Below are 12423 nucleotides of genomic sequence, written 5' to 3' on the forward strand. Positions count from 1 at the left end.
GCGCTTACCCTGGCGCCCTAAAAAAGCTAAGCCGGGCGTTAAAGCGCCGGCTTTTTCGCCAGGCTCAGGGCAAAAAAGCCACTGGCGCACAGCACGGCTGAGGGGCCGGCCGGGGTGTCCCAGTAGAAAGAAATCGCCAGGCCACCGGCGATGGCGAGCATGCCAATCGCGCTGGCGCAGATCGCCATCTGCTCCGGGGTTTTCACCAGCCGTCGGCTGGCGGCGGCAGGAATGATCAGCAGTGCCGTGATCAATAAAACCCCCACCACTTTCATCGCCACGGCAATCACCAGTGCCATCATCAGCATCAACGTGGTTCTCACCCAGGCGACGGGGACGCCCTCCACCTGGGCCAGCTCTTCATGCACCGTAATGGCAATCAGTGGGCGCCAGAGCCAGATCAGCAGGGGCAGAACAATGCCCGCCGTAATGGCAATGTTGACCAGGTCGCTGGCCGAGGTGGCGAGTAAATCGCCAAACAAAAAGCCGTAGAGGTCGACCCAGCCATTGGCAAACACACTCACCACCACCAGCCCCAGTGCCAACATGGTGTGGGATAAGATGCCCAACAGTGTGTCGGTGGCGATGGTGCGATTGTTTTGCAGCACCACCAGCAACAAGGCCAGCAACAAACAGAACACCGTCACGGCCAGGTTCACATTGACGGACAGGATCAGGCCAAAGGCGACCCCGGTGAGTGCCGAGTGGGCAAGGGTATCGCCAAAATAGGCCATGCGGCGCCAGACGGCAAACGATCCCAGGGGGCCGGTCATCAGCGCCACGCCGCAGCCTGCGAGCAGGGCAAACCACATAAACTCAGGCATGCCTGTGCTCCTTGTCATCGCGGTTGTGCGCCGGTGAATGAGTGTGTTCACAGCCGGATTCGTGGACAGCGGCTGAGTCGCTGACCTCTACATCACCGTGGATGTCGTGGTGATGATCATGGTGGTGGGTGTAGACGGCGATGCCGCTGTGGGTCGTTTGCCCGAACAGTTCCAGGTAGGCAGGATCTTCAGTCACGCTGGATGGGTGGCCGTGGCAGCACACGTGCTGGTTCAGGCAAATGACGGTGTCGGTCGCCGCCATCACCAGGTGCAAGTCGTGTGACACCATCAATACCCCGCAACCGCGCTGATCGCGAATGTCGGCAATCAATTGATAGAGCCTGGATTGTCCGGCAACGTCGACGCCTTGTACCGGTTCATCCAGCACCAGCAGGTCGGGGTTGCGCAGCAGGGCTCGTGCCAGTAACACCCGTTGGGTTTCGCCGCCGGACAGGGTGTGCATGGGGTTGTTGATCAGGTGCTCGATGCCAGTGAGTTGCAGGCTCTCCAGAATCACCGGCAGGCTGTCGGCGGACTTCCGCCTTAACGCCAGCTGCAGGAAACGCTTTACGCTCAGGGGCAGGCTGGCTTCAATGTGCAATTTTTGCGGCATGTAGCCAATGCGCAGATTGGGTTGACGGGTCAGGGTGCCCTGCGATGCGGCCTGCAGTCCCAGAACGACCCTCACCAAAGACGTTTTTCCGGCCCCGTTGGGGCCAATCAGCGTGACAATTTCACCGGCGTTTAAATTCAGTGACACGTTGTTGAGAATTTGCCGCTCACCAAATTGCAGGCACAGATCGGTCGCCTGGATGAGAGACTGTGGCGGTTTCAGGGCATCAGTCATGTCGGCTGGCCTCACAGCGGTCGCAACACCCCACCAGTTCAATGGATTGGGCCTTGATGCTGAACCCCAGATCCCTGGCGGTCTGGTTGATGTTGTCTTGCAGGGATTGGGTGGAAAATTCAATGGCGACACCGCAGTGTTCACAGATCAAAAAATTGTTGGCGTGATGGGCACTGGGGTGGGTACAACCAATGTAGGCGTTGAGGGTATTAATCCGGTGGATCAGGCCTTGCTCCAATAAAAACTCCAGGGCTCGATAGACGGTGGGTGGCGCGACCCGTCGGGTCGACTCTTGTGCCAGCATGTCCATCAGCGCGTACGCCCCCAGGGGCTTGTGGCTTTGCCAGATCAGCCGCAGTACCTGCTCGCGTAATCGGGTCAGGCGGGCCCCATTGTGGGTACAGATTTCCTGGGCCTGGGTCATCGCGGTGGCGATGCACTGTGTGTGATCGTGCTGCTGCGAGGCGATGGACGTAGGCAGGGGCGATTTGGGTAAGGCCATAGCGGGTGCCGTGGTTGTGTTTATTGATGGCTCAGAGCGCACCCGACTGGGTTCGGCTGTCCCGAGTGGATGGGGATAACCAGTAAGGCTGTCTGAAAATTTATGTTATTATATAACATAATCTTTTCCGGGTAGATCTACTTTTGAACACTTCTTTGATACGTCGGGGTCTTTTGGGCGTCAGCTTATGGGCGGCGAGCTTGTGTGTGTGTGTCTGGGCTGAAGCGCAGCCGGCGGGTTATGAACCTGCCGGGTCGGCAAGGGCGGCTGCGCCGGTGGCCTCCGCGGCGTTAACCCCTGAGGCCCTAACACCTGAGTCATTAACTCCGAGGCGCTTAACAATCGTCACCTCCATTCAGCCGCTGAGCCTGATGGCCAAAGCGGTGGTTGGGGATCATGTTGACGTCACCAACCTGCTACAGCCGGGTCAAACCCCGCATGATTTTGCTTTTAAAGTGTCTGACCGGCAGCGGCTGGAGCGCGCGGACCTGTTACTGTGGGTGGGTGAAGCGTTGGAGCCTTACCTCGTTTCGATTGCGGCGTTGCAACCGCAGCTGTCCATGGCCTCGCTGGTGTCATCCAGTGGCCGCCAGGGGCTGCAACCGGCGGGATCTGACGGTGACCGCGAAAGCGGGGATGCGCATCGTGGGGACAGCAATGAGGACAACAATGAGAAAAACAGTGATCACCACCGTGGTGAGGGGGATCATGCCAGCCATCATCTCTCCCATGGCGACCAGCACCTCTGGCTGAACCCGGAGTACGGTGCGGCCATGATGCAGGCGTTGGCAAAGCGCCTGGCAGAGCTGGATCCCGTTAACGCGGCTGAGTATCAGCAGAATGCACGCGATGAAAGCCGCCGGGTGTTGTCGTTGACATCACGTCGCCGCCCGGTGGAAGACCGCGATGCAGAGGTCCGTCATGACACGAGTCCTGCAGCCAGGCAGTACGCCGTTGTGCATAAAGCCTATCAGCACTTTTTGGAATACTTCGGTTACCCCAGCCCCTTGGTGTTGACCCCGATACCGGAACTCAGCCCTGGCGCTCGCCAACTGTGGCGGGTGGGGGAACAGCTCTCGGCGGGCGATTGTTTGCTGATTGAGTCCGCAAGCCCCCGAAAATGGGTCAACAGCTTTGCCCAGCGGCAGCAGCTGAAGCTGGTCAGGGCCGACATTATGGGGTCGTCGGACGGTGTAACCACTTACTATCGGTTGCTCGAAGAGCTGGTTAAGACTTTTGATGGTTGTACGGCAGTGCCCCCGCTAGAGTGACAGGCGTATACCTGGCGTAATGGCGGTGGAGTACGAGGTCGATTGACGGTCGAGGCTGGTGTAAGGGTCTTAGATAAGGGGCTTGTGTGGGATGTGGCAGGGGAAAAAGAGCCCTGCACCGGGAATAAGGGAGGAGAGAGTTCCGGCGCAGGGAAGAGCGATGAATAAACTTTTACAACTTACTGACAAATGGGTGTTTGCAGACACCCGCTGCGGCTGAGCCACCGCAGCGTTGATAAATTAGTTCTGAGCAGCGACTTCAAGCATCAGGTTGAAGCGTTCTTCCATCTTTGAAGCCAGTTTCTCATTGGCCTCATCCAGAGTTTTTTCCATTTTCTGGGAATTCAATTCTGCATTAACAATTTCTGTTGTTGCCCAGCTTGAGCTAGCGCCAGTTTCTGCAACGAGTACTGCGACGTTGGAGTAGCTGGAACCAACCTTGTTAGCCAGAGCGCCTTGGGCGCAAAGAGCTAGGGCAATCAGGAAACCAAGTTTTTTCATAGTGCGGTCCTCCATGAGAGTGGTTGATTCCGACCAACAGGGCTTGGAACCTGTTGATCAGTTGTTTTGTTACCTTGTGTTACGCATTGTAACGAAGAGGCGGGGGTTACGCCAGTTTTATTTAACCTAAAAGTGCAAAAAACCATCGGTGGTGTGTTGTTTTGACTCGAAAAAAGCAAGGTAACACCATATATAGTAGCTGGTAACGGACTGGTAACACTATGAGGGGGTGCGGGAGATGTGTAAAAAAGTGTTACCGGGCAGGTTTTTGCTAATAATTTTCGGGTATTTCAATTCTTGAACTTCGATAATTGGGTTTTAACGGGTTTCAGCCTGAACTGAAATGGTGCGGCCGCGACTCAAAATGGCGCAGGGACGGTTGCCGCAAGGATGGGGTGGCCCGCCGTGCGTGTTGGGTTTTGGGGCCGCGAGTCATCGGGCCGGCGGCGATGTTGTCGCGGGCAGTAGCGGTACTCGGCAGAGATAGGGTTTGTTCTTCGCCGGCGGCTGTTAGAATAGGCTTCTTTATATACACGCCTCTGCAAAACCGAAGCGATCACTTGTCTTAATGGAATCTCGCATGTCTAAAGCCCCCCTGGTCCTGGTGGATGGATCTTCGTACCTGTACCGCGCCTTTCACGCCCTGCCTCCACTCACCAACTCCAAAGGTCAGCCGACCGGTGCGGTCAAAGGTGTCATCAGTATGTTGCGGCGTATGGATAAAGATTATCCCGGGTCGGTGGTCGCAGTGATTTTTGATGCCAAAGGCAAAACCTTTCGCGACGACATCTATTCGGAGTACAAGGCGCACCGCCCGCCGATGCCCGATGATTTGCGCTGCCAGATCGAGCCGATTCACAACATCATCAAAGCCATGGGCTTGCCGCTGCTGATCATAGACGGGGTGGAGGCGGATGATGTCATTGGCACCCTGGCGCGCCAGGCGACGGAGCAGGGGGTCGATGTGGTGGTCTCCACCGGCGACAAAGACATGGCGCAGCTGGTGACAGAGCACGTGACGCTGGTGAACACCATGACCAATACCACAATGGATCGCGAAGGGGTGAAAGAAAAGTTCGGTATCCCGGCCGAGCTGATCATTGATTATCTGGCACTGATGGGGGACAAGGTCGATAACATCCCCGGTGTGCCGGGGGTGGGTGAAAAAACAGCGCTGGCCCTGTTGCAAAACATGGGGGGGCTGGATGCCATTTACGGCGATCTGGAGGCGGTGCGTGAATTGGGGTTTCGCGGCGCCAAGAAAATGCCGGAAAAGCTGCTGGAAAACAAGGAATCTGCGTACCTGTCCTACGAACTGGCCACCATCAAGGTGGATGTACCGCTGGACTGTGGCCCCAAAGACCTGCTCATGGACGAAGCCGACCAGACCGCCTTGCTGGCGCTGTACGAGGACATGGAGTTTAAAACCTGGGTCAAAGAAATCGGTCAGCCAGTGGCCGGCGATGATGCCGGTGTGAGTCCGGCGAACGGCGGGGAGGCTGCCCCCGCTGCCCCGGCGACCGTAACGGAGACCGAATACGAGACCGTGTTGAGCGAAGCTGACTTCCTGCGCTGGCTGGAGGCGTTGCGGCAGGCTGAGGTGTTTGCGTTTGATACAGAAACCACCAGCCTCAATTACATGGAAGCCCGGGTGGTGGGGGTGTCCTTTGCCGTCGAACCGGGCAAGGCGGCCTATGTGCCTTTTGGCCACGACTACCTGGATGCCCCAGAGCAGCTGTCGGAAACCTGGGTGTGGCAACACTTGAAGCCTTTGCTGGAAGACCCGGACCAGAAGAAAGTTGGTCAAAACCTCAAATACGACATGAGTGTGCTGGCAAACCATGGCATCAACCTGCGCGGTATCGCCTTTGACACCATGCTGGAATCCTATGTGCTGGACTCCGCGGGCAGCCGTCACGACATGGACACCCTGGCGGAGCGGCACCTGGATGTGCAAACCATTCATTTCGAAGACATCGCTGGCAAGGGGGCCAAGCAGCTCACCTTCAACCAGATCGCGCTCGAACAGGCGGGACCTTACGCCGCTGAAGATGCGGACATCACCCTCAGGTTACATCAGACCTTGTGGCCCCAGTTGCTGGCGACCGAGACTCTGGCCCGCGTGTTTAATGAGATTGAGCGGCCCCTGGTGTCCGTCCTCTCCCGTATTGAGCGCAATGGGGCGATGATCGACTCGCAGCTGTTGGGCCAGCAGAGTGTCGAAATCGCCGAGCGACTCGACGCGCTGGAGAAGCAGGCCTTCGACCTGGCAGGGGAAGAATTTAATCTCGGCTCCACGCAGCAGCTCGGCCGTATCCTGTTTGAAAAGCTGGAACTGCCGGTGATTAAGAAAACGCCGAAGGGCGCCCCTTCCACGGCCGAAGAAGTGCTACAGGAGCTGGCGTTGGATTACCCGCTGCCCAAACTGTTGATTGAATACCGCGGTCTGGCCAAACTCAAGTCCACCTACACCGATAAGCTGCCGAAGATGGCCAACCCGCTCACGGGTCGGGTTCACACCTCGTATCATCAGGCCGTTACCGCCACCGGCCGACTGTCGTCCTCGGACCCCAATCTGCAGAACATTCCCATTCGCACGGAAGAGGGGCGGCGCATCCGCAAAGCCTTTATTGCCCCGAAGGGCTATAAAATTGTGGCGGCGGATTATTCCCAAATTGAGTTGCGCATCATGGCGCACCTGTCCGGTGACGCGGGGCTGCAAAGCGCGTTCGCCCAGGGGCTGGATGTGCACCGGGCAACCGCGGCGGAAGTGTTCGGCGTGGGTGTTGAGCAGGTCACCAGTGAACAGCGTCGCAGTGCCAAAGCCATTAACTTTGGCCTGATTTATGGCATGTCCGCTTTTGGGCTGGCCAAACAGCTGCATGTGGGGCGCCACGAAGCGCAGCAATACATTGACCGGTACTTTGAACGCTACCCGGGCGTGCAGCGCTATATGGATGAAACCCGGGTTGAAGCGGCGGAAAAGGGTTACGTTGAGACCTTGAAAGGTCGCCGCTTGTATCTGCCCGAGATCAATTCACGCAATGGCATGCGCCGGCAGGCGGCAGAGCGGACCGCGATTAACGCACCCATGCAGGGCACCGCGGCAGACATTATCAAACTGGCCATGCTCGATGTGGATAGCTGGCTGGCCAGCTCGGAGGTGGATGCTCGCATGATCATGCAGGTCCACGATGAACTGGTGCTGGAAGTGGCAGAGGATCAGGTTGAGTCGGTCAGTGAGGGGTTGAAAGCACGCATGGAATCGGCCATGAGTCTGGATGTGCCGCTGTTGGTTGAAGCCGGTGTGGGCGATAATTGGGACGAAGCGCATTAATTGAGAGGCCTGAATTAAGAGACCTGAACTAAGAGACCGGCCTCGGGACGTCACGATCAAAACGGCGACAACTTTCCTTAGCCGGGAACTTTGAGGACACCGGCCAGTCTCAATTAGCGAGATATTTCATGGTATCTTGCTCTCCTCTTAAGACTGGCGACTGGCCAGCTGCTTTAAACTTTCAAAGCGCCTCGGTAATGAATGACCGGGGCTTTTTTTTGTCCGCGGTGTGAACTGGGGTGAGAGTTGGGGTGTGAGCAGGAGTGTGAGCAGGGGGAGCGCCGCAATGAGGCGTGGTGCGGCTTGACAGCAATACGGAATTTTTTTTAAAAAAAATGAACACGCAGTGGAACTTTTGGGGCGGAGCTCAGTCTCAGTTATCAAGATATTTCATGGTGTCTTGCTCTCCTCTTAAGACTGGTTATATGGCCAGCAGCTTTAAATTTTAAAAGCGCCTCGGCAACGTCCGGGGCTTTTTTTTGTCTGTCGGTTGAGTCTTTGCTGTCTTTTGGTCACGGTCGCGTTTTGTGAACAGCGGTTGGCGGTTACTGGGACATTTAAGGGGCAGGTGAAGTGGAGGTGAGCAGGACGAAACACCGTCGCGGCTCCGACATTGCTGGCTTGCCTGATTTTTTGAGAAAAACTCAATTTTTTCGGAACTTTCCTGTCTGGCGCCAGTCTCAGTTAACAAGATATTTCATGGTGTCTTACTCTCCTCCTTAAGACTGGCCGGATGGCCAGCAGCTTTAGACATTACAAAGCGCCCCGACAGTGTCGGGGCTTTTTTTTACCCTTTCGCTATCCATTTTTTTCACATTGGTGCCCGCCTTGTTTGGTGTGCGTGGCCGCACCACAGTCAGTACGTCCTGCTTCAGGTTCTGTAACCGCTAGCACAATATTTTCAAGACGGTGCGTTGTCGACGCATACATGTCGTCTATTATTGTTTTATCGCGAATTGTCGCGCCACGTTGAGCGTTTTTTGTGAGCCGTTACTGATCTTTACATCGAAAGCCGGAACCTTCATGCGGATGGGAGTTCAAAGTTATCAGGACGGCAACGCATGCACCTTTGCGTTGCAACCAAGCTGGCGACTTCCCCCAAGAGCGTCGGCTGTTTCAACCCGACAGTTTCCCCAAGGCTGTCGGGTTTTTTTTGTCTGCAATCTTTATGATGGTCTGGCAGGGCTCGAACCGCATGGCGATGTTAGCAGCTACTGTCGATCAGAGTGTGGGTAACCGACACCAGCCGTTGCGGATGATATGCGTTGCGCCTGAGAAGCGCTGGGCTTTTCCGGAGCCATAAAAAAAGCCGGCTCTGATGTCAGAACCGGCTCAAGCACACCGTGAGGTGACTGAACGCGATGCTAGAAGTTCACTCCGTAACTCAGAAGTTGAGGCGGCCGGTCAGACCCCAGGTCATGGGGGCTTCCATATAGGCACTGAGAGACCCGGTTTGCAGCGGGGTATCAAAGCCGATGTTGATGACCTCCTCGTCCGTGAGGTTTTTGCCCCACAGTTCAATGGCCCAGGACTCATCCATCGCCGCCAGGGTGACGTTGGCGTTCCAGATCCAGTAGTCATCATTTTCCGTGAAGCTGTCATTATCCTGACCGGTGGTGTAATCCGAACGGTAGCGGTAGCTGGTGCCCAGTTTCAACATCAGGTCGCTGTTGAGCTCGTGCAGGTAGGTGACGCTGCCCGCATAGGTCACATCGGAGACAAAGTTCGGCGTTTCGCCGGTCAGGTCCTGGGGTGGCACGACGCCTTCGGCACGGGCCTGAAGACCGGCAGCTTCCTGCTGGGCAATGGTGGTGGAACCGGTTTTAAAGTCCGCGTATTCGATGTCCTGCAGCACCAGGCCGCCACTGATGATCCAGTTCTCGGTGGGGTTCCAGCTGTAGTCGATTTCGAGACCCTGGCCTTCAATTTCACCGGCATTTTGCAAGGTGAAACCGACACCATCAAAGGAGTTGACCTGGAAGTCAGTGACCGTCTGGTAGAACACCGTCGCGTTCAGCTGCAGCGTGCGGTCAAACAGGAAGGATTTGACACCCACTTCGTACGACTCGGTGTCTTCCGGATCAAACTGGAGGGTGTCCAGGTTCGCGACCGGGTTACCGGGGGTTTGGCCGATGGTGCCGTTCAGGTTCAGGCCGCCGGCTTTGTAGCCCTGGGCGTAGCGCCCATAGACCGACAGGCTGTCGGACAGTTCGAAATTGAGGCTGGTGGCGACGGAGACGTCATCGTCATCGTAGTCGTCGCTGGTGGCTTGCACGGGGATGTGCACCTGCAAAGGTCGCAGCGAGTTGAACAGGCTTTGGCTGATCGCCAGCAGATCCACCTGAGAGAAGGGATCGTCACTGGCGACGACATAATCCGCCTCTTTTTCCTCTTCCGAGTAACGCACACCCAGGGTCCAGCTTAAGGCTTCGGTAATGTTCCAGGTGGCCTGGCCGAAGAACGCCAGGCTTTCCGAATTGTAGGAGACTTCCTCGTGGGTACCGGTGCCAGCGATGGCGGGGTTCACTTCCAGGCCGTCCGCGCCAAAGTTAACCAGGCCGGTGCCCAGCATCTGTCCAACCGCGTCCCCGAGGCCGACGAACTCAACCCCAAGCAGTCGGGCCAGGCCCACATTGGAAAGGTAGGCCGCGCCCTGTTCGCCCCAGGTGTAACGCCCTTCCGCGTCGATGTCCTGATCAAAGTAAAAGGCACCGGCGGTCCAGTCCAGCCGCTCACCGGTGTGGGACAGGCGCAATTCGAAGGAGTTTTCGGTGATGTCCTGTCCGCGCCCGCCCGACCAAATGTCGGCGGCGGTCATGTCAATGTCGCCAAAGGGCTGGGTTTCAAAAAAGCGGTGGGCGGCAATCGCCGTCAGGCTCAGGGATTCGGTCAGGTCGGTGTTGAACTCCGCCGAGAAGCCGCCGTCGATAAAGCTGTCATCGCCAGGGCTGGAGTCATTGCGGTCGGTTTTGTAGTCACCGATGTCCGGGTAGCCACCGGCAAAGTTCAACTCAGGAGAGACGTATTCGCCGGGGGTGAAGGCTTGCACCGGGGCGCCAATGTTAAGGTTCTCGCCGAACGGTGAGGGATTCGCGATCAAGCCGAGAGTGGCCGGGCCATAGAACACCGGCACCGGAGCACAGCAGACTTCATCGGTCTCGGTGTAATCGGCCATCACGCGCAGCGAGGTGCCGTCGCTGATGTCCCAGAGAATCTGACCGCGTACCGTGGAGCGATTCTTGTCGTTGTAGTCTTCACCGGTGACGGCGTTTTCGACGTAGCCGTCGCGCTCCTGCCAGGTGGCGGATAAACGGTAGGCGAGGGTGTCTGCAATCAGGGGGCCGGTGACCCCGGCTTTAATCTGCTTGTAGCCATAGTCGCCACCGCTGAGGGAAACATGGCCATTGGCTTCATAAGAGGGCTTTTTGGAGCGAACACTGATCACCCCGGCCGACGTGTTGCGGCCAAACAGCGTACCCTGGGGGCCACGCAGCACCTCGACAGCTTCGATGTCGACAAAATCACTCAACGCGGACCCCGGACGGCCGCGGTAGACACCGTCGATGAAAACCCCCACGGATTGTTCCAGGCCGGAGTTTTGGCCGGCCGTGCCAATGCCACGAATGGTCATGATCGATTGGGTGGCGCCGGAGGAACTGTTGAAGACCAGGCTGGGGGCAACCTGTTGCAAATCACTCAGGTCTCTAACCTGAGCTTGCTCCAGGGCGTCGCCGCCATAGGAGGCGACCGAGACGGGGACTTCCAGAATTGACTGGGCACGCTTCTGGGCGTAAACCGTCACTTCTTCAATTTCGCGGTTGTTTTGGGTGGTGTCCTGAGCCATGCCACTGATGGCGTGGGTGGCGGCAATGAAACTAATGGCGAGTGCCAGCTTAGTAGGCTGAAAGTACATACCAACTTCCTCTCTTGGTGCGATGCCGATCCCGTGATGACTGTCGGCAGATCGCTTGTGTTTATTGTTATATAGGTAGTCGTGAACGTTTTGCTTGCAGGCTCTGCTGCCCCGAGAGGCGGAGAGCCGAAAGCATTTGATCACGTGCCTTAAAATTAGTAGATATGGAGGTTGAAGCGCAAGCGGCTGAATAAAAGCGGGAAGCGGTTGGGCCGGGGAAGGCCGACGAATTATTTGGGTATACCTTTATTTTTGGTTATTTTTTGATCGAATTCGGGCGTTTGAGGGGAATATTCATTAAACTTGAGTGATATCGACACACTGGGTATAAGTTTAATGAATGTTCTAATATTGATATAAAGCATTATATCAATTTGGAATATAGGGCGTTTGGGGGGCTTTACGAGTCACTTTCCGACGTTGGCGCCGGAGGCTGTTCAGTTTCGCTGGTTTCATTCAGCGCAAGCCATAGATTCAGTTGCTTGACCAGTTGATCGATGCCGGTCTTTTTTAACGATGAAAAGAGCTGCACAGTGACCAGGTCGTCCACTTCGGCTTCTTTCAATTGTTTGCGCAACGCCAGCAGGGTGGCCTGAGCCGGGCCCTTTTTCAACTTGTCGGCTTTGGTGAGCAAAATGTGCACGGGCATTTCGGCACCAATGGCCCAATTGAGCATCGTGGTGTCGAACTCCTGCATGGGGTGGCGGGTGTCCATGAGTAAAATCATGCCTTTCAGGCATTGGCGTTCACGCAAATACTCGGAAAGATTGCGCTCCCACTCCTGCTTCATCTTCAGGGGCACTTTGGCGTAGCCATAACCCGGCAGATCGACTAGCCTTTGGGTTTCGGTCAGCTGAAAGAAGTTAATCAATTGCGTCCGCCCGGGTGTTTTACTGGTGCGCGCCAGCTTGTGGTTGCTGGTCAGGGCGTTGATGGCGCTGGACTTTCCGGCATTGGAGCGGCCGGCAAAGGCCACTTCTGCCCCGGTGTCGGGGGGGCATTGTCGAATTGACGGTGCACTTTGGGTAAACTCTGCGTTAGCGTAGTTTATACGGTTGATAATGCGATCGCTGGTAGAACTCAAGAGATAACCCTGCAAAAAGAGTGAGATTTCAGGCGGTTAGTATATAATGTCGCGGTTTTTGCTCGCCGGTGATGGCGGCAATTGTAGCTCGGACAGCCCCGCAGAGGGTAGTCGCGTTGCAAACAATCGTTCAATGAATAAAAA

Annotated in this window: 8 protein-coding genes; 2 read left to right on the forward strand and 6 right to left on the reverse strand. The window is 56.4% G+C overall.

Going from position 1 to position 12423, the window contains the following annotated elements; all coding sequences use genetic code 11:
* Positions 1–38: 38 nt before the first annotated feature.
* From znuB to G8770_RS20660, 3 genes are read right to left on the reverse strand one after another with little or no spacing between them, the layout of a single operon-like run.
* Complete coding sequence (gene znuB / locus G8770_RS20650; RefSeq protein ID WP_167191511.1) at positions 39–824, reverse strand: zinc ABC transporter permease subunit ZnuB; 786 nt, start codon at positions 822–824, stop codon at positions 39–41.
* A complete protein-coding gene (gene znuC / locus G8770_RS20655) occupies positions 817–1671 on the reverse strand; it encodes a zinc ABC transporter ATP-binding protein ZnuC (protein ID WP_167191513.1) in 855 nt (284 codons plus the stop codon). The genes znuB and znuC overlap by 8 nt, the downstream gene beginning before the upstream one ends.
* A complete protein-coding gene (locus tag G8770_RS20660; protein WP_167191515.1) occupies positions 1664–2173 on the reverse strand; it encodes a Fur family transcriptional regulator in 510 nt (169 codons plus the stop codon). The genes znuC and G8770_RS20660 overlap by 8 nt, the downstream gene beginning before the upstream one ends.
* A 143-nt stretch (positions 2174–2316) precedes the next feature.
* Between G8770_RS20660 and G8770_RS20665 the strand changes: the two genes are divergently transcribed.
* On the forward strand, positions 2317–3444 hold the full coding sequence (locus G8770_RS20665; RefSeq protein ID WP_167191517.1) for a metal ABC transporter solute-binding protein, Zn/Mn family: 1128 nt from the start codon (positions 2317–2319) through the stop codon (positions 3442–3444).
* Positions 3445–3684: 240 nt separating this feature from the next.
* Here the strand turns inward: G8770_RS20665 and G8770_RS20670 are convergent, their stop codons facing one another.
* Positions 3685–3945, reverse strand: coding sequence for a hypothetical protein (locus tag G8770_RS20670; protein ID WP_167191519.1), 261 nt, complete (start codon positions 3943–3945; stop codon positions 3685–3687).
* Positions 3946–4525: 580 nt separating this feature from the next.
* On the opposite strand from G8770_RS20670, the gene polA reads away from it, so the two are divergent.
* Complete coding sequence (polA, locus tag G8770_RS20675; protein WP_167191521.1) at positions 4526–7282, forward strand: DNA polymerase I; 2757 nt, start codon at positions 4526–4528, stop codon at positions 7280–7282.
* Between the two features lie 1384 nt (positions 7283–8666).
* Here polA and G8770_RS20680 read toward each other — a convergent pair.
* Both G8770_RS20680 and yihA read right to left on the reverse strand, forming a co-directional pair.
* The gene (locus G8770_RS20680) at positions 8667–11195 is read right to left on the reverse strand and encodes a TonB-dependent receptor (RefSeq protein ID WP_167191523.1); all 2529 of its coding nucleotides are present in this window, start codon (positions 11193–11195) and stop codon (positions 8667–8669) included.
* Between the two features lie 400 nt (positions 11196–11595).
* On the reverse strand, positions 11596–12255 hold the full coding sequence (gene yihA, locus G8770_RS20685) for a ribosome biogenesis GTP-binding protein YihA/YsxC (protein ID WP_167191568.1): 660 nt from the start codon (positions 12253–12255) through the stop codon (positions 11596–11598).
* Positions 12256–12423: the final 168 nt, after the last annotated feature.

The organism is Pseudomaricurvus hydrocarbonicus (assembly GCF_011602365.1).
Taxonomy (GTDB): domain Bacteria; phylum Pseudomonadota; class Gammaproteobacteria; order Pseudomonadales; family Cellvibrionaceae; genus Pseudomaricurvus; species Pseudomaricurvus hydrocarbonicus.

Excerpts from the sequence above, each read along its gene's own strand:
- znuB (WP_167191511.1), bottom strand. The coding sequence starts at position 824 with ATGCCTGAGTTTATGTGGTTTGCCCTGCTCGCAGGCTGCGGCGTGGCG.
- znuC (WP_167191513.1), bottom strand. The coding sequence starts at position 1,671 with ATGACTGATGCCCTGAAACCGCCACAGTCTCTCATCCAGGCGACCGAT.
- G8770_RS20660 (WP_167191515.1), bottom strand. The coding sequence starts at position 2,173 with ATGGCCTTACCCAAATCGCCCCTGCCTACGTCCATCGCCTCGCAGCAG.
- G8770_RS20670 (WP_167191519.1), bottom strand. The coding sequence starts at position 3,945 with ATGAAAAAACTTGGTTTCCTGATTGCCCTAGCTCTTTGCGCCCAAGGC.
- polA (WP_167191521.1), top strand. The coding sequence starts at position 4,526 with ATGTCTAAAGCCCCCCTGGTCCTGGTGGATGGATCTTCGTACCTGTAC.
- G8770_RS20680 (WP_167191523.1), bottom strand. The coding sequence starts at position 11,195 with ATGTACTTTCAGCCTACTAAGCTGGCACTCGCCATTAGTTTCATTGCC.